This is a genomic window from Mesorhizobium shangrilense, assembly GCF_040537815.1.
In the GTDB taxonomy this organism is placed as follows: Bacteria; Pseudomonadota; Alphaproteobacteria; order Rhizobiales; family Rhizobiaceae; genus Mesorhizobium; species Mesorhizobium shangrilense.
On record NZ_JBEWSZ010000001.1, the window covers coordinates 4,333,002 to 4,350,418 of the forward strand.

Here is a 17,417-nt window from a genome sequence, read left to right on the forward strand (position 1 = left end):
CTCAAGGGGGGAGATCAGCAGCGTCAACGGCTATGCCGGTCTTGAGAGGTTGGGGTCTGGCGAAGGTAGAAAAGCCAGCCAATCTCCCCCCTTGAGGGGGAGATGGTCGGCAGGCCAGAGGGGGGTGCTTCACACCCACCTTACCCCGAAAACCTCACTGCGCCGGCACCTTGTCGAGGAAGCCGGTGACGCTCTTCAGACGGCCGTTTTCGATGATGCCGATATCGGTGCCCTCGATGATGGAGTCGGTTCCCTCAGGCCCGAGATTCCACGAGAAGCGGATCTTGTCGGCATAGCCGTCCGACGTTCCCTTCAGCGAGAACCGGAAGCCGGCAAACTGCTGCTGCACGCCACCGATGAGCGCCGCGATGCCTTCATGGCCGTCGCCCTGCATGATCGGATCGCGGTAGCTGACGTCTTCGGTGAAAACAGCCTTCAGCAGGGCTGCGCGACGGTCCGCATCGCTTTCGTTCCAGGCGATGATGTAGCCTTCGGCGATCTTGTTGAGGTCGGTCATGGTCTATCTCCTTCAGTTGAGTGGCTTTGACACGAACCTTTTCGACCAGCAGAAGAACGAAACCAATTACGCCTGAGGTAATCAGGTGAACTATTCGAGAGGACAGAAATCATGAGCAGCGGATTTTTCGGAGACATTGGCAAGATCAAGTACGAGGGCCCGGATTCGACCAATCCGCTGGCCTATCGCTTCTACAATCCCGATGAGGTCGTGGCGGGCAAGCGGCTGGAGGATCATCTGCGCTTTGCCGTCGCCTACTGGCACTCCTTCGCCTGGCCGGGCGGCGATCCGTTCGGCGGCCAGACTTTCGACCGGCCGTGGTTCCCCAAGGCCGGTGGCACCGACACGATGGAGCTGGCAAAGCTGAAGGCCGATGTCGCCTTCGAGATGTTCTCGCTGCTCGGCGCGCCCTATTTCTGCTTCCACGACGCCGATGTCCGGCCCGAGGGCAAGGATTTCTCCGAGAGTGCCGATCGGCTCGACGAGATCGCCGACTATTTTGCCGGCAAGATGAAGCAGACCGGCGTCAAATTGCTGTGGGGTACCGCCAACCTGTTCTCCAATCGCCGCTTCATGTCGGGAGCGGCCACCAATCCGGATCCGGATGTGTTCGCCTATGCGGCGGCGACGGTGAAGCACTGCATCGACGTGACCAAACGGCTGAAGGGCGAGAACTACGTATTGTGGGGCGGGCGCGAGGGCTATGAGACGCTGCTCAACACCGACCTTGCCCGCGAGCAGGAACAGGCCGGCCGCTTCCTCAACCTCGTGGTCGACTACAAGCACAAGATCGGCTTCAAGGGCACGATCCTGATCGAGCCGAAGCCGCAGGAGCCGACCAAGCACCAGTACGACTATGATGTCGCGACCGTCTACGGCTTCCTCAAGCGTTTTGGCCTGGAGAAGGAAGTCAAGGTCAACATCGAGCAGGGCCACGCGATCCTGGCCGGCCATTCCTTCGAGCACGAGCTTGCGCTGGCCAATGCGCTGGGCATCTTCGGTTCCATCGACATGAACCGCAACGACTACCAGTCGGGCTGGGACACCGACCAGTTCCCCAACAACGTGCCGGAAATGGCGCTGGCCTACTACCAGGTCCTGCAGGCCGGCGGCTTCAAGACGGGCGGCACCAATTTCGACGCCAAGCTGCGTCGCCAGTCGCTCGATCCGCAGGATCTGTTGATCGGCCATATCGGCGGCATGGATTCCTGCGCACGGGGCCTGAAGGCAGCCGCGCGCATGGTGGAGGACAAGGCGCTGTCGGCGCCGCTGGCCGAGCGCTATGCCGGCTGGAACACGGCCGAGGGCAAGGCGATGCTGTCGGGCAAGCGCACGCTGGAAGAGATCGCTGAACGCGTCGTGAAGAAGAAGATCGAGCCGCAGCCAAGGTCCGGACGCCAGGAGCTGCTCGAAAACATCGTCAACAGATACGTCTGACCCCACGGGCCGTCCGACATCTGGACCCATGCCTGTCGAAGGTGGCTGAAAGCCATCTTCGACGCCCTCTGCTAGTCAGCACCCCAACCAGGTGGAGATGGACATGGCAGAGGGCCAGATCAGCGTGCGCGCGGCACAGGCAAGCGATATCCCGGCCGTGAAGCGGGTCCTTCGGGAAACGTTCGAAGGCACCTGGCTGCCGCACATCACCAAGGCTTCGGCGCAGCGCTATGTCGAGGCCGATCTTGGCGGGCGTTACGTCGATGAGAGCTGGCCGGAATTCACCGTTGCCGAAATTGACGGCGACATCGCCGGCCTGATCCACTGGCGCGGTGATTTCATCGAGGCCGTGCATGTCAGGGCCAACCGCCAGGGCCAGGGCGTCGGCCGCAAATTGCTGTCCCATGCCGAACAGGCCATCGGCGCCGCCGGATTCCCGCAGGCGCGGCTCGAAACCGATACGTTCAACGAACGCGCCCAGGGCCTCTACAAGGCCGTCGGCTATGTCGAGAAGGGTCGCTACCCTGACGATGAATGGGACAGCGGGTTCACCACCGTGCTGTTCGAGAAGCGGTTGGGCGGCCCCACCAGCTAACCGTTTCGACGTTTGGAATCCTTTGCGCGGAGGGTTGATCGCGACGACAGGATTTGCCCCCGGCCGCCCTTCAATGACCTCGCTCTTGCCTTCAAACTGCCGTCACGTATCTCGTATATGTGTTGCGTGGCGGGAGAGGAAGAAGGAGGCGAAACGATATGCAGCACGAACGTGAAATCGACGCCCTGCTCTCACCGGGCGAGACCGGATCCATCATCGATCGGCTCATGGCAATTCCGCACCCGAAGGACGGCGCACGGCATTCAAACGAATGGGATCGCGCGATTGCCGCGCGGCTCGAGACTGTGCTGGCCAAGAGCATGCGTTCCCGCATTGTCAGCGAAAACCGCGATGTCGCCTGATGGTCCCCGTGGTTTGACGAACCCAGGCTGTTTCGTCATCCTTCACCGATGGTACACGCGGTGCTCCTGGACCTACTGGGTGTCGTCTACAATGGCGACACCCCAATAGCGGGCGCTATCCCCGCCATCGAGCGCCTGCGCCGTGCGGGCTTGCCGCTCCGCTTCGTCAGCAACACAACTCGCTCGCCGCGCAAGGCAATCACCGCGCAACTTGCCGCATTCGGCGTCGAGGTTGGAGAAGCGGAATTGCTGACGCCGGCACGTGCCGCAGTCGAATGGCTGCGTAGGCATGGCCGAGCACCGCATCTGCTCGTCCATCCCGACCTGGAACCTGAGTTTTCCGGACTGGACGGCGCGAATAAGCGGGCCGTGATCATAGGAGATGCCGGCGAAGCCTTCGATCATGCCAGGCTCAACCGGGCATTCCGCGAGTTGGTTGCCGGCGCCGATTTTGTGGCGCTCGCCACCAATCGGACCTTCAAGGATGCAGACGGTCTGCTCAGCCTCGATACGGGCGCCTTCGTTGCCGCCCTCGAATTCGCCAGTGGCCGAAGTCCTGTCGTGCTCGGCAAGCCGTCACCGGATTTCTTTCTTGCGGCGCTTGCCGACATGAACTGTCCGGCGGCCGATGCGGTGATGGTTGGCGACGACGCCGAGAGCGATGTCGCCGGCGCACTGCGCGCCGGGCTTGGCGCGGCGCTGCTTGTACGGACAGGCAAGTATCGCCCAGGCGACGAAACACGTTTCAATCCGGCCCCCACGGCGCTGGTGGACGACCTCGCTGCCGCGGCGGACTGGATACTCACCAACCGCGCCGCAACCTGACTGGCGCCTCGCCGAAAGCCCGTGAAAATGCCCGTGAAAATGCCGCGGCGGACGAGAACCCCGTCCTCCCGGCAATATCGGCCATCGCGACCCTTGTATCGACCACCAGCCGGCGCGCCGCACCCAGGCGGAGCCTGAGATAATAGGCGCCCGGCGTCTCGCCGATCGACTTGCGAAAGATGCTTTCCAGTGTTCGCGCCGTCACGCCGGCACGCTTTGCTATGGCCTCTATGGTCAGCGGCTGGTCGACATGCGCTTCCATCAGCCGGATCGCCTGTGCCAATCGCGGGTCATAGCCATCCAGCCGGCCAAGCGAGACCAGCGGCTGCGCGTCGGTCGCCGCGCGCGCCTGGTCGTAGATGAACGCACTTGCCACATCCAGCGCCACGGCCATGCCGAGCCGGGTGCGGATCAGGTGCAGCATCAGGTCCAGGGTTGGCGAGGCGCCGCCCGTGGTGAAGACCGGCCCGTCGATGATGTATCGATCGGGGCGCACGTCGACACCCGGAAAGGCCGACGAAAAATCCTCCATGTCCTCCCAATGGGTGGTCGCGCTGCGCCCTTCCAGCAAGCCGGCACGTGCCACCAGCCATGTGCCCGCCTCGACGCCGCCGCAGGCGCGCGCCGACCGCGCCGCGCGGCGCAGGCCGGCAAGCAAGGCCGATGTGGCATAGTTCTGCGTGCCGAAGCCGGCGACCACGACAAGGACATCGGTTGGTTCCGTCGCGTCGAACCGGCCACTGACCGCCACGGGCAGGCCGCATGTCGTGACCGGCGCGTCGCCCGTCACGGAAACCAGCCTGAAATCGAACAGGGTTTCGCCGGCAATGCGGTTGGCGGCGCGCAACGGATCGACGGCGCACGCCACGCACATGATGGACGCCCCGGAAAACACCAGCAGCGTCACCTTGAGCGGCGCGTGCTCGACACGAAAGATTGTCGGTTTTTCGCTTTTGATCATAACGCCTTCGTAAAACGCAAAACAGTTTCCGGCAAGTCGGGCATTGTTGGCTCGTCTTTGTGCATGTCGTTGTCCCAAAACCGGTTCCCACCCTTTGGGCGACATGCGTGGTTTTCGATTGGGAGGAGAGTTCCATGCCGCTTGCGATGAACCGCGAGGTCTTCATTACCTGTGCCGTGACCGGGTCCGGCGGCTCGCAGGACCGCAGCCCACATGTGCCGCGCTCGCCCAAGCAGATCGCTGATTCGGCCATCGATGCCGCCAAGGCCGGTGCCGCGATCGTTCACTGCCATGTCCGTGACCCCGAAACCGGCAAGCCCAGGCGCGACGTGCATCTCTACCGCGAGGTGACCGAGCGCATCCGCGAGGCCAATGTCGATGTGGTCCTCAACCTGACCGCCGGCATGGGCGGCGACATGGTGTTCGGCTCGCCGGAAGCGCCGCTGCCGCTCAACGAAAAAGGCACCGACATGGGCGGCGCCACCAACCGCATGGAACATGTGCGCCAGTGCCTGCCGGAAATCTGCACGCTCGACTGCGGCACGATGAATTTCGCCGAAGCCGACTATGTCATGACCAACACGCCGGGCATGCTGCGCGCCATGGGCGGCATGATGACGGCGTTTGGCGTCAAGCCGGAGATCGAGGCCTTCGACACTGGCCATCTTTGGTTCGCCAAGCAGTTGGTCGAGGAAAAGGTGCTCAATGCGGACGCGCTGGTGCAGCTCTGTATGGGCGTGCCGTGGGGGGCGCCCGACGACCTCAACACCTTTATGGCGATGGTCAACAATGTGCCGTCGACCTGGAACTGGTCGGCCTTCGCCATCGGTCGCAACCAGATGGCCTATGCCGCCGCCGCGGTGCTGGCCGGCGGCAATGTCCGCGTCGGCCTCGAGGACAATCTCTGGCTCGACAAGGGCGTGCTGGCGACCAATGCGCAGCTGGTCGAGCGCGCCGCCAGCATCGTCACCAATATGGGCGCCAGGGTCATCGGGCCGGAGGAAGTGCGCAAGAAGCTGAACCTGACCAAGCGCGCGCCAATAGCTGCATAGCACGATCGCTGGGAGGAGATCGACATGACGACAGTCAAGTTCACCGCGATGAAGGATGGCGACTGGGACGATTACCAGTTCCTGACCGCGCATGAGATCGACTATGCGGCCAAGACCGGCGATCGTCTGCTTGATGCCCTTGTCCAACTCGATGAGGGCCTGTCCGGCTACAAGATCACCCGGCTCGGACATTCGCTGCAGGCGGCGACGCGCGCCTGGCGCGACGGCGCCGATACCGACTGGATCGCCTGTGCCCTGCTGCACGACATCGGAGACATCTACGCGCCCTACAATCATGACGAATACGCCGCTTCGATCCTGAAACCCTTTGTGCGCGAACAATGCACCTGGGTGGTGGAGAAGCACGGCGATTTCCAGCGGCTCTATTATGCCCATCACCTTGGCGGCAATCGCCATGCGCGCGACCGCTTCGCCGGCCATGCCTATTTCGACGATTGCGACCAGTTCTGCGAGCGCTGGGACCAGTCGAGCTTCGACCCCGACTATGAGACGTTGCCGATCGAGTTCTTCCGGCCCTTCGTGCTCGAAGTCTTTGCCCGCAAGGCCTACGACCCCGCCGTGATCCGCGCCGGCGAGCGTGTATCCCTCATCGATCCCCAAACAGCCAAGACAAGAACCGGAGCCTCAGCATGAGCATCATCAACAAGGCAGCCGCCATCGGTGGCGGTGTCATCGGCGCCGGCTGGGTGGCGCGGCTGCTGCTCAATGGCATCGACGTGTCGATCTTCGATCCCGATCCCGAAGCGTCGCGCAAGGTCTCGGAAGTGATGAAGGGCGCACGCCGCGCATACAAGCAGATGGTGCCCGGCGGCCTGCCCACGGAAGGCAAACTCACCTTCGCCAAGACGATCGCCGAGGCCGTTGCCGACGCCGACTTCATCCAGGAGAGCGTGCCGGAACGGCTCGACCTCAAGCACAAGGTGCTGGCCGAGATCGACGCCCATGCGCCGGCCAACGCCATTGTCGGCTCCTCCACCTCCGGCATCAAGCCGACCGACATGCAGGTGGCGATGAAGAACCACCCGGAGCGGCTGGTCGTCGGCCATCCGTTCAACCCGGTCTATCTCTTGCCGCTGGTCGAGATCGTCGGCGGCGAACAGACCTTTCCCGAGGCGATCGAGGTCGCCAAGGAGATCTATGCCTCGATCGGGATGAAGCCGGTGGTCATCCGCAAGGAGATCGAGGCCTTCGTTGGCGACCGCCTGCTCGAAGCGGCATGGCGCGAGGCGCTGTGGCTGATCAAGGACGGCATCTGCACGGTCGAGGAGCTCGACGACATCATGCGCTACGGCTTTGGCCTGCGCTGGGCGCAGATGGGCATGTTCCAGGTCTATCGCGTCGCCGGCGGCGAGGCCGGCATGCGCCACTTCATGGCGCAGTTCGGGCCGTGCCTGAAATGGCCGTGGACCAAGCTGATGGACGTGCCGGAGTTCAATGACGAGCTGGTCGACCTGATCGCCACGCAGTCGGACGACCAGGCCCATGGCCTGTCGATCCGCGAGCTGGAAAAGATCCGTGACGACAATCTGGTCGCGATCATGGATGCGCTGTCGAAGCAGAACAAGGGCAAGGGCTGGGGCGCCGGCGCCCTGCACAAGGATTATACCAAGCAGCTCGCCAAGCTGGCGGCGAAGAAGCCGACGGCTTCCAAGGCGGCCGAGAAGGCCAAGGCGAGCAAGCCGGTGAAGAAGGCCGAAAAGCCGAAGAAGAGCAGCAAGAAGAAAGGCTGAGACCATGGATTTCGGTCTTTCGGAGGAGCAGAAACTCATCGTCGAGACGACGCGCGCGTTCGTCGAGAACGAGCTTTATCCGCATGAGCGCGAGGTGGAGCGCACCGGCGTGCTGCGCCGTGACCTGATCGAGGAGATCAAGGCCAAGGCGATCGAAGCCGGGCTCTATGCCGCCAACATGCCGGCCGATGTCGGCGGCGCCGGCCTGGATACGGTGACCTGGCTGCTCTACGAAAAGGAACTCGGCCGCGCCAATTATGCGCTGCACTGGACCTGCGTTGCGCGCCCCTCCAACATCCTCTTGGCCGGCACGCCGGAGCAGCGCGAAAAATACCTGTTTCCCTGCATCCGTGGCGAGAAGTGGGACTGCCTGGCAATGACGGAGCCAGGCGCCGGCTCCGACCTGCGCGGCATGAAGGCGACCGCCGTGCAGGATGGCGACGACTGGGTGCTGAACGGCACCAAGCACTTTATCTCCCACGCCGATCTCGCCGACTTCGCCATTGTCTTCATGGCGTCAGGGGAGGAAGAGTCCGCGCGGGGAAAACGCAAGAAGATCACCGCCTTCTTCGTCGACAAGGGCACCAAGGGTTTTACGGTGCGCGACGGCTACCGCAACGTTTCGCATCGCGGCTACACCAACGCCATCCTTGAATTCGACGACTGCCGCCTTCCCGCAAGTCAGGTTCTCGGCGAAGTCCACAAGGGTTTCGAGGTCGCCAATTCCTGGCTCGGCGCAACGCGCCTGCAGGTCGGCGCCACCTGTCTCGGCCGTGCCGAGCGGGCACTCGGCCATGCAATAGAATATGCCGCGCAGCGCCAGCAGTTCGGCCAGCAGATCGGCAAGTTCCAGGGCGTGTCGTTCAAGCTTGCCGACATGGCGACGGAACTCAAGGCCGCCGACCTGATGGTGTTCGAAGCCGGCTGGAAGTACGATCAGGGCACCGTTACCGACCAGGACATGGCCATGGCCAAGCTGAAGGCCACCGAAATGCTCGCCTTCGTCGCCGATGAAGCCATCCAGATCCATGGCGGCATGGGGCTGATGGACGACCTGCCGCTGGAGCGCATCTGGCGCGACGCCCGCGTCGAGCGTATCTGGGAAGGCACGTCCGAGATCCAGCGCCACATCATTTCGCGGTCGCTGCTGCGTCCGTTTGGAGCCTAGAGCATGATCCCGAAAAGTGGATCCGGTTTTCGGACAAGATCATGCTCAAACGAGAAGAATGACAATGCATAAATTAGAACGTCTTCTGCGGCCGAAATCGATCGCCGTCTTCGGCGGCGTGCAGGCCGCCGCGGTCGTTGCGCAATCGATCAAGATGGGCTTTGCCGGCGAGATCTGGCCGGTGCATCCGACCAAGGACGAGGTTGCCGGCCGCAAGGCCTACCGTTCGGTCGCCGATTTGCCAGGAGCGCCGGATGCCGCCTTCGTCGGTGTCAACCGGCATCTGACCATCGAAGTGATCAAGGCGCTGGCCGAGCGGGGTGCTGGCGGTGCCGTCTGCTTTGCCGCCGGCTTCCTCGAAACCGAGGCCTATGACGATGACGGCGAGCGGCTGCAGGCCGAACTGGTCGCCGCTGCCGGCCAGATGCCGATCATCGGGCCGAACTGCTACGGCCTGATCAACTATGCCGACGGTGCGCTCCTGTGGCCCGACCAGCATGGCGGGATCCGGCTGGACGAGGGCGGCAAGGGCGTCGCCATCATCACCCAGTCCTCCAACATCGCCATCAACATGACGATGCAGAAGCGCGGCCTGCCGATCGCCTTCCTGATGACCGCCGGCAACCAGGCGCAGACCGGCCTCTCCGAAATGGCGCTCGGCCTGATCGAGGACGAACGGGTCACGTCGCTCGGCCTGCACATCGAGGCCTTCGATTCGGTAGCCGGCTTCGAAAGGCTGGCTGCACGGGCGCGGGAACTGAAGAAGCCGATCATCGCCATGAAGGTCGGCCGTTCCGAACAGGCCAGGCAGGCGACCGTCTCGCACACCGCCTCGCTCGCCGGTTCCGATGCCGCATCCGGCGCCTTCCTGAAGCGGCTCGGTATTGCGCGCGTCGATTCCATCCCGGCCTTCATCGAGGCGCTGAAGCTTCTGCACATCACCGGACCGCTGCCCGGCTACAAGCTGTCGTCGATGAGCTGTTCGGGCGGCGAAGCGTCCGTCATGGCCGACAGCGCCGAAGGTCGCTGGGTCAATTTCCCGGTTCTGACCGAAACGCACCGCGCCCATGTCAAATCGACGCTCGGACCGCTGGTTGCGGTGGCCAATCCGCTCGACTACCACACCTTCATCTGGAACAACGAGCCGGCGATGACCGCCACCTTCACCGCCATGGTGTCGGGCGGTTTCGACCTCAACATGCTGGTGCTCGACTTTCCGCGCCCCGACCGCTGCTCGGTCACCGACTGGTGGGCAACGCTGCGCGCCTTCGAATCGGCACTGAAGACCAACAAGGCGCATGGCGCGATCGTCTCCTCCCTGCCGGAGAACCTGCCGGAGGAATACACAGCCGAGCTGATGGCGCGGGGCATGGTGCCGCTGTTCGGCATTTCCGAGGCGATGGATGCCGCCCAGGCGGCGGCCTTCATCGGCTGGGCCTGGCACGAGCCGCAGGCACAGCCGGTCGATACGTCGGCCTCCGGTGCTGCCAGCGGCGACCACGTCACGCCTGACGAGGCCGAAGCCAAGTCCCGACTGATCAAGGCCGGGCTTCCCGTGCCGAAGGGCGAGCGCGCCGGCAATGCGGTCGAGGCAGTGATCTCGTCGATGGCGCTCGGTTTCCCCGTGGCGCTGAAGGCGCTGGGCGTCACGCACAAATCCGAGGTTGGTGCCGTCAGGCTCGGCCTCAAGGATGCTGAATCCGTCAGCGCCGCCGCCCATGATCTCCTGCCGCTCGGCACCGGGCTCTATGTCGAGCACATGGTGCGTGACGGCGTCGCCGAACTGATCGTCGGCTTCACCCGCGACCCGATGTTCGGCGCTGTCATGACGCTGGGCACCGGCGGCGTGCTGGTCGAATTGTTGCGCGACAGCGTCACGCTGATGTTGCCGGCCACGCGCGACGACATCGATGCGGCGCTGCGCGGCCTGAAACTGTTCCCGCTGCTCGAGGGCTATCGCGGCCGGCCGAAGGCCGATGTCGCGGCCGCCATCGACGCCATCGCCGGTATTGCCGCCTTCGTGCAGAAGAATGCCGGCGAGATCGAGGAGCTCGACATCAACCCGCTGATCGTCTGCAGGGAGGGCAAGGGCGCCTGGATCGCCGATGCCCTGCTCGTGCTTGGAGAGAACAAGAATGTCTGACGTCATTTCGACCCGCCGCGAGGGCACGATCCTCGAGGTCACGCTCGACCGCCCCAAGGCCAATACCATCGACCTCAAGACCTCGCGACTGCTGGGCGAAACCTTCAAGGCATTTCGCGACGATCCGAGCCTACGCGTCGCCATCGTCAAGACCGCCGGCGACAAGTTCTTCTGCGCCGGCTGGGACCTGAAGGCGGCCGCTGGCGGCGACGCGGTCGACGGCGACTACGGTGTCGGCGGCTTTGCCGGACTGCAGGAACTGCGCGACCTCAACAAGCCGGTCATCGCTTGCGTCAACGGCATGGCTGTCGGCGGCGGCTTCGAGCTGGCGCTGTCCTGCGACCTCATCTACGCCTCCGATCATTCCTCCTTCGCCCTGCCCGAGATCCGCGCCGGCACACTGGCCGATGCGGCGACGATCAAGCTGCCGAAGCGCATTCCCTATCATGTCGCCATGGACCTGCTGCTCACCGGCCGCTGGATGGATGTCGCCGAGGCGCATCGCTGGGGCCTGGTCAACGAAATTCTGCCCAAGGAAAAGCTCGAGGACCGCGTCTGGGAGATCGCCCGGCTGCTGGCCGGCGGCCCGCCGCTGGTGTTTGCCGCCATCAAGGAGACGGCACGGGTGGCTGAATCCCTGACCTTCCAGGACGCCATGAACAAGGTGACGCGCCGCCAGTTGCCGACGGTCGACGCGCTCTATGGCTCCGAGGACAATATGGAAGGTTTCCGGGCCTTTGCCGAAAAGCGCGAGCCGGTGTGGAAGGGGAAGTGAGCGGCGGGCCGGCTCCCATGACCGACTACACAACCCTCATCGATGGCGAGACGTGGGCCTTCATCGAGAGGACCAATTCCCACTATCCGCCCGATACGATCGACTACACCATAGCGCAGCAGCGGGGCATCTACGACCGCATGTGCCGGGAGTTCTTTGCCGGCTATCCAGATGGCGTGACGGTCGAAACCTCGGCCATTGCCACGTCCACGCACGACATCCCGATCCGCATCTACCGCACGCCGACATCGGACAAGGCGGCGGCGATGGTGCTGTATTTCCATGGTGGCGGCTTCATCCTTGGCGGGCTGGACAGCCATGATGATGTCTGTGCCGAACTCTGCGCCCGCACCGGCTATGAGGTGGTCTCGGTCGACTACCGGCTGGCGCCGGAGCATCTTCACCCAGCCGCCTTCGATGATGTGATGAACGCATTCGAATGGGCCGCCGGAACCCGCTCGCATCCTATTTTGCTGTGCGGCGACAGCGCCGGCGGCAACCTCGCCGCTGCAGTCAGCCATGCGACACGCGGCCATCCGCGCAAGCCGATCGGCCAGGTGCTGATCTATCCCGGCCTCGGCGGCGACCGCTCAAAGGGATCTTACGTGACTCATGCCGAAGCGCCGATGCTGACCGTGCGTGATCTCGAATTCTACAAGCACATCCGGTCCGGTGGGCAGGAGCGCAGCGGCGACGCGACGCTGGCGCCGCTTGCCGATACCGATTTCTCCAACCTGCCGCCGACGGTGCTGATCACCGCGCAATGCGACCCACTGTCGTCCGATGGCGAAGCCTATCGCGACCGTATCGTCGCGGCAGGCGGTCAAGCCACCTGGTTCGAGGAACCGGGGCTGGTGCATGGCTATCTGAGGGCCCGGCACACGGTCGGCCGCGCCCGCGCGAGCTTTACCCGGATCGTCGATGCGACAGCCGCCCTTGGAAAGGGCTCCTGACTCTGGTGAGCGGTTTTCCCGCTTCGTAACGATATGGCTGCGAAGGCGTGATCTGGTAAAGATACGCTGGCAGCGTCGCCGGGCGTGTCTTGACAGTTGCTTCAGTAATATGCATACTGCATACATATTTAAAACGGAACTGGATATTGCTATGCAACGCCTTCCGCTGATCACTGCCTTCGTCGAGCCATTCGACCTGCTGCGCTGCATCTCGCCGCTGCCGCGTCATCAACGGATACCACGCGCCGAGGAACCGGTTCCGGATCGCCGCGAGGTTCATCTGCCTCGGATACGAGTGCCAAAGTAGCAAGGCCACGCCTCTCCCGAGGGCATGCCGGAATCTGCCAAAGAACGCAGCGCCGTGGTTACAATGCCGCTTTTGCCTGATGCTTCCGCAGAGAGACCAAATCGCTGGGCTTGCGCGAGGCATCCTTAGGGAGAGCAATGCTGAAACAGGCGCCGCCGCCGGGCGCATCGGCCACCGAGACATGGCCGCCGTGCCTGCTGACGATATCCCGCACCAGATTGAGCCCCAGCCCCGCGCCGCGATCGCGCGGCCGCAAGCGGTGGAAGGGTTCGAAAATCCGCTCGCGCTCATCGAACGGAATTCCCGTTCCTTCGTCCGAGATTTCGATGATCCCGTCGCCAGTGACCCGGACCAGGATAAGGCCCTTCTGACCGCCATGCTCGATGGCGTTCTGGACCAGGTTGACGACAGCGCGTTCCAGCGCGCCAGCATCGCCCTTGACGATCACGCGATCCTCGCCCGCCTCGAACGACAGTTCGTAACCGTCGGCGATGGCGAGAGGAGCGAGGTCGGCAGCAACCTGCCGGCACAGGGAAACAAGGTCGACGGCGGTGAACGCCGCTTTGCCATGGTCCAGGCGCTGCAGGTCCAGCATCTGTTCCGCCAGGGCGGCAATACGCCCGGCGTCCACCAGCAGGCGATTGCGGAAGGCGCCTTCCGGCATGGTTTCCAGTCGCGTCTGCAGGATGGCGATGGGCGTGCGCAATTCGTGTGCGGCATCGAGCATGAAACGCTGTTGGCGTTCATAGCCTTCATCCAGCCGATGCAAGGCGCCATTCACCGCTTGCACCAGCGGCTGCACCTCGCCCGGAACCCCTGCCTCCGGCAACCTGTCGCCGCGACGATCTATATCGATGGCGCCGGCGCGTTGCGCAACCAAGGACAGGCTGGAGAGCGAGCGGCCAACGATCCAGGGAACCGAGATAACGGTGATCAGCACGAGCACAATGACCACGGGGATCAACACAAGGTTCGACAGAACCATGACGATGTAGGTGGTACTGAACATGCGCGTGCCTGCCAGTACGTTGAGTTCTCCAGCCGGGCCGGAAGCTTTGCGCACCACCGCGGCCAAGGCATAGGGCGCGACGGCGTCACGGATATCCGCGAAAGCCAACTTGTCGAGATGTGTTCCAAACATCTGGTAGGGTTCCGGCACCGAGCCGTGGCTCAGCATGTTGCCCTGAGCATCCCGTGCGACCAGCCACAGGTCCGGAACAGATCGCCGAAGTTCCTGCAATTCCTCGGTTTCAACCAGTTTGAGGCGGCCGTCCGCATCGCGCGAAATTGCCCTTGCCACGATCTCGGTGACTTCCGGATCGACGACCACACCACCAAGGCCGGCATTGATGAGAAAAGCTGCCAGGAGCACGACGGCAAGCAGGAGAACGCCGATCTGACAGGCGAGCAGCTGGACGATGAGTGTTCGCCTCAGCGAACTTTTCCGCAGCCACCTCAACGCGCCGGCCTCAGGAGATAGCCAACGCCACGCATGCTGTGGATCTCCACCCCGGCCTCGGTTTCCGACAATTTCCTGCGAAGCCTCGAAACATGGGAATCGAGTGCATTCGACTGGATCTCGTCATCGAAATTGTAGACGGCTTCCTCGAGTGCCGAGCGCAGGACCGTGCGGCCCTGGCGCCGGATCAGAGCTTCAAGGACGAGCAGTTCACGTCGCGGCAACTCCAGCGGCTCGCCGTTGACACGCACCTCGCGGTTGTCGAGGCTGAATTCGAGCGCGCCGATGCGCGCTACGATCGAGTCCATCGCGGGCGGGCGGCGAAGCAGCGCGCGGACGCGGGCCAAGAGCTCCTCGACCGCAAAGGGCTTGGCTAGATAGTCGTCGGCGCCCATGTCGAGCCCGTGCACGCGATCCGCCACAGCCCCTCTTGCGGTCAGTACGATGACCGGAATGTTCAGGCCGACGGAGCGCAGATGCGAGATCAGCGCGATGCCGTCGCCGTCGGGAAGCTGCCGGTCAAGCACGATCATATCGTGGACGTTTTCGCGCACGGCATCCTCGGCCACGCAAAGCGTCGGTGCATGGTCGACGATGATGTCGTAACGCGACAGGGCCGTGGTGAGGACATCGGCCATCTGCGGTTCGTCTTCGACAAGGAGGAGGCGCATCTTGGATCCATTGCTGCTTCTGCCGGACATCTCCGCTCTCATGATTGCGGGAACATTACGAAGGCGACGCCGCCCTCTTGTCCGCGGATTTCGCGGTTCATTCGCACGAGGCGCAATGCAGGCGCAATGCTTGCCGGGCAGACGGACCCGCAGGGACTGACAGCAAGGAAATTACAGACATGACCAGGCTCGGAAGCGCGTTGGCGCTCATCCTTTGCGCGGCAACGCTCAGCGCATGTGTCGATACGAACGATTATCGCGACCGGCCCTGGCGCGACCACCATTGGCGGGACCGTGACCATAGGCCCGATCGCCCCTGGCGGCCGGACGGGCCATGGCGCCCTGACAGGCCGGGTCGGCCGGATAGGCCCGATCGACCCGACTGGCCAGATCGCCCGGATCGTCCCGGCAGGCCAGACTGGCCCGGCCGGCCAGATAGGCCGGATAGGCCGGACCGCCCAGGGCGTCCCGATTGCGTCGGTGGACCCGCAATTGATTGCGCGCCCCGGCCGGACATTCAGCCAGGTGGACCGGATTGTCGTGGAGGCCCGGCGACGACGCCGTCGCCGGACTGTATCGAGCCGCGCCGCCCACGCCGGCAGGATCCCTGATGGAAAGCTCGACCAGACATATGCGGCCTTTATAAATCAGGCCAAAAGCTCCTCTCGAATTCCTATGCGGCCCGCGACTATGTAGTCGCGGGCCGCCGCTTGATTGGCGGCCAGAAGGACAACTGGCTTCAAACGAGCATGAAATCACATTCAGTCTGGCTGACTTCAGGGGTCAGCCATCGGGTGCCGACGGAGTATTTCGTCCTGGCAAATCTCCGGGAACGGGGAGCGGTCATCGGCCGGCTCGCCGACCATCCAATTACTGATACAGTGGTCGACGCAAGCGGACTGCGATACCATTTCGTCGGCGTCGCGCCGCGCGACCGCAGCGGACGCTTCGATGTCGAAGCGCTCCGCACCGGCGAATGGATCGTCCAGCCCGGATTGGTCTATGCCGCTGACGGCAAGGCGCCTCCGTCAAAACCGCCCCGGCGCGGGCGTGGCCAGAACCGGCCCTGATCGCGCGACACCGGCTACGCTGTCGCTGAGGGCCAGCATGGCCTCCCGTATGGCGGTTTCGGTTTCGGGGCGCACAGGCGTCAGTGGCAGGCGAACGTCCGGGCTCAGCCCCAACGCCAGGTGCAAGGCGTATTTGACCGGAACCGGATTGCTCTCGAGTTCAAGCGCCGCAATCAACGGCCGCAAGCGATGATGGATGGCCCGGGCGGTGTGGTGATCGCCCTGCCTGCAGGCATCATGCATCTCGACGCACAATCGCGGCGCGACGTTGGAGACCACGGAGATGGTCCCGCGCCCGCCCATCGTGTTGAAGCCGAACGACGTCGCGTCGTGACCGGAAAGACAGATGAGGCGGCGCCTCAGCACTGCGGGAAGAGAGGATAGCCGGCTCACATCACCTGTGGCATCCTTGATGCCGATGATGGTCGGAATCTGCGCCAGGCGCTCGATGGTCTCCGGCAACAGATCGACACCGGTTCGTGCCGGCACATTGTAGACGATGATCGGTATCCTGACCTTGCTGGCCACGGCTTCGAAGTGGCGGAAAATACCCTCCTGGCTTGGCCGGTTGTAGTAGGGCGTGACAATGAGGGCCGCGTCGGCGCCAAAGGCTTCGGCGGCCGTCGAAAAGGCGATCGTCGTTTCGGTGTTGTTCGTGCCGGTGCCGACGATGATCGGAACCCTGCCGCCGGCGACCTTCACGCAGAGCGCGATGATGTCGAGGCGTTCTTCCCACGACAGTGTGGGCGCCTCGCCCGTGGTGCCGCAGGGGACCAGCCCGTTGATCCCCTGTTCGATCTGCCAGCGCAAGAGCGTGGCCAGTTGCTTCAGATCGACTTCGCCATCCGTGAACGGCGTCACCAGCGCGGTCATCGCTCCGTTCAGGCGCGAACGTAATTGGTCAGGTGTCATGGGATTCAAAGTCTCCTTGGTATTTCTTGTGAAATGTATTTTTCAGCTGCGCTTCGAAGGGCCTGTCCAGGTGCGAAGACAGCAGGGCCGCCAGCACCGCCGCAGGCAGATCCGCATGTTCCGCCTTGAATTTCCTGGCCCTGGCCGGTGGGCATGCCCCGGTGACCTGGATGCTGCATGCCCAGGTATCGCCGGCCTTCCTGATGTCCGTCACCGATCGCCGCGGTTCTGACAGCATGACCAGCAAGAGCGTGGCATCGAGCATGGCGCCGGCCTCGACCAGACCGGCAAATCGCCGGCCCGGTCGAGACGACTTGTCGAGCGACAAATCGAGCGCTGCCTGCCAAAGCTGGTGCTCGAGCAGCTTGCCGACATGCTTCACGCGGTCGAGCAGCAGGGCTAGGTCGGGAGCGTTGGGATTGTCCATGGTCAGACCGTTCCGAAGAACGCGGAAACGGA

19 protein-coding genes are annotated in these 17,417 nt (G+C 63.6%); 13 read left to right on the forward strand and 6 right to left on the reverse strand.

Annotated features, from left to right (window positions below; all coding sequences use genetic code 11):
- Positions 1-154 precede the first annotated feature (154 nt).
- Positions 155-517, reverse strand: a complete 363-nt coding sequence (locus ABVQ20_RS20930; RefSeq protein ID WP_354461376.1) for a nuclear transport factor 2 family protein — start codon at positions 515-517, stop codon at positions 155-157.
- A gap of 111 nt (positions 518-628) precedes the next feature.
- Between ABVQ20_RS20930 and xylA the strand changes: the two genes are divergently transcribed.
- From xylA to ABVQ20_RS20950, 4 genes are all read left to right on the forward strand, one after another.
- On the forward strand, positions 629-1,954 hold the full coding sequence (xylA, locus tag ABVQ20_RS20935; protein ID WP_354461377.1) for a xylose isomerase: 1,326 nt from the start codon (positions 629-631) through the stop codon (positions 1,952-1,954).
- A 103-nt stretch (positions 1,955-2,057) separates the two neighbouring features.
- On the forward strand, positions 2,058-2,549 hold the full coding sequence (locus ABVQ20_RS20940) for a GNAT family N-acetyltransferase (RefSeq protein WP_354461378.1): 492 nt from the start codon (positions 2,058-2,060) through the stop codon (positions 2,547-2,549).
- 158 nt (positions 2,550-2,707) lie between these two features.
- On the forward strand, positions 2,708-2,911 hold the full coding sequence (locus tag ABVQ20_RS20945; RefSeq protein WP_354461379.1) for a hypothetical protein: 204 nt from the start codon (positions 2,708-2,710) through the stop codon (positions 2,909-2,911).
- A gap of 60 nt (positions 2,912-2,971) precedes the next feature.
- Positions 2,972-3,736: a TIGR01458 family HAD-type hydrolase gene (locus tag ABVQ20_RS20950; protein ID WP_354461380.1), complete on the forward strand. Its 765-nt coding sequence runs from the start codon at positions 2,972-2,974 to the stop codon at positions 3,734-3,736.
- On the opposite strand, the gene ABVQ20_RS20955 is transcribed toward ABVQ20_RS20950, so the two are convergent.
- On the reverse strand, positions 3,714-4,697 hold the full coding sequence (locus ABVQ20_RS20955; RefSeq protein ID WP_354461381.1) for a GlxA family transcriptional regulator: 984 nt from the start codon (positions 4,695-4,697) through the stop codon (positions 3,714-3,716). The two genes, ABVQ20_RS20950 and ABVQ20_RS20955, sit on opposite strands and share 23 nt — an antisense overlap.
- A gap of 134 nt (positions 4,698-4,831) precedes the next feature.
- Between ABVQ20_RS20955 and bcoG the strand changes: the two genes are divergently transcribed.
- The 8 genes from bcoG (at position 4,832) to ABVQ20_RS20995 (ending at position 12,846) form a co-directional block, all read left to right on the forward strand.
- Positions 4,832-5,749 carry a 3-dehydrocarnitine:acetyl-CoA trimethylamine transferase BcoG gene (bcoG, locus tag ABVQ20_RS20960; RefSeq protein WP_354461382.1) on the forward strand — a complete coding sequence of 306 codons (918 nt, stop codon included), beginning with the start codon at positions 4,832-4,834 and terminating at the stop codon, positions 5,747-5,749.
- A gap of 24 nt (positions 5,750-5,773) precedes the next feature.
- The gene (locus tag ABVQ20_RS20965) at positions 5,774-6,403 is read left to right on the forward strand and encodes an HD domain-containing protein (RefSeq protein ID WP_354461383.1); all 630 of its coding nucleotides are present in this window, start codon (positions 5,774-5,776) and stop codon (positions 6,401-6,403) included.
- Positions 6,400-7,500 carry a carnitine 3-dehydrogenase gene (locus ABVQ20_RS20970; RefSeq protein WP_354461384.1) on the forward strand — a complete coding sequence of 367 codons (1,101 nt, stop codon included), beginning with the start codon at positions 6,400-6,402 and terminating at the stop codon, positions 7,498-7,500. Before ABVQ20_RS20965 ends, ABVQ20_RS20970 begins: the two co-directional genes overlap by 4 nt.
- Positions 7,501-7,504: 4 nt before the next feature.
- Entirely contained in the window at positions 7,505-8,668 is a 1,164-nt protein-coding gene (locus ABVQ20_RS20975) for an acyl-CoA dehydrogenase family protein (RefSeq protein ID WP_354461385.1), read from the forward strand.
- A 64-nt stretch (positions 8,669-8,732) separates the two neighbouring features.
- A complete protein-coding gene (locus ABVQ20_RS20980; protein WP_354461386.1) occupies positions 8,733-10,811 on the forward strand; it encodes an acetate--CoA ligase family protein in 2,079 nt (692 codons plus the stop codon).
- A complete protein-coding gene (locus ABVQ20_RS20985) occupies positions 10,804-11,586 on the forward strand; it encodes a carnitinyl-CoA dehydratase (RefSeq protein WP_354461387.1) in 783 nt (260 codons plus the stop codon). Before ABVQ20_RS20980 ends, ABVQ20_RS20985 begins: the two co-directional genes overlap by 8 nt.
- A 17-nt stretch (positions 11,587-11,603) precedes the next feature.
- Positions 11,604-12,539: an alpha/beta hydrolase gene (locus ABVQ20_RS20990; RefSeq protein WP_354461388.1), complete on the forward strand. Its 936-nt coding sequence runs from the start codon at positions 11,604-11,606 to the stop codon at positions 12,537-12,539.
- Between the two features lie 151 nt (positions 12,540-12,690).
- Positions 12,691-12,846 (forward strand): hypothetical protein, encoded by a 156-nt coding sequence (locus ABVQ20_RS20995; protein ID WP_354461389.1) that lies wholly within the window; start codon positions 12,691-12,693, stop codon positions 12,844-12,846.
- 58 nt (positions 12,847-12,904) lie between these two features.
- Here ABVQ20_RS20995 and ABVQ20_RS21000 read toward each other — a convergent pair whose 3' ends face one another.
- Positions 12,905-14,305 carry a sensor histidine kinase gene (locus tag ABVQ20_RS21000; protein WP_354461390.1) on the reverse strand — a complete coding sequence of 467 codons (1,401 nt, stop codon included), beginning with the start codon at positions 14,303-14,305 and terminating at the stop codon, positions 12,905-12,907.
- Positions 14,302-14,976, reverse strand: a complete 675-nt coding sequence (locus ABVQ20_RS21005) for a response regulator transcription factor (RefSeq protein WP_354461391.1) — start codon at positions 14,974-14,976, stop codon at positions 14,302-14,304. The genes ABVQ20_RS21000 and ABVQ20_RS21005 overlap by 4 nt, the downstream gene beginning before the upstream one ends.
- Positions 14,977-15,725: 749 nt before the next feature.
- Here ABVQ20_RS21005 and ABVQ20_RS21010 point away from each other — a divergent pair.
- Positions 15,726-16,046 (forward strand): hypothetical protein, encoded by a 321-nt coding sequence (locus tag ABVQ20_RS21010; RefSeq protein WP_354461392.1) that lies wholly within the window; start codon positions 15,726-15,728, stop codon positions 16,044-16,046.
- Here the strand turns inward: ABVQ20_RS21010 and dapA are convergent.
- Positions 16,005-16,958, reverse strand: a complete 954-nt coding sequence (gene dapA / locus ABVQ20_RS21015) for a 4-hydroxy-tetrahydrodipicolinate synthase (protein ID WP_354461393.1) — start codon at positions 16,956-16,958, stop codon at positions 16,005-16,007. The genes ABVQ20_RS21010 and dapA overlap by 42 nt on opposite strands.
- On the reverse strand, positions 16,948-17,385 hold the full coding sequence (locus tag ABVQ20_RS21020) for a hypothetical protein (RefSeq protein WP_354461394.1): 438 nt from the start codon (positions 17,383-17,385) through the stop codon (positions 16,948-16,950). The genes dapA and ABVQ20_RS21020 overlap by 11 nt, the downstream gene beginning before the upstream one ends.
- Between the last annotated feature and the right edge of the window lie 32 nt (positions 17,386-17,417).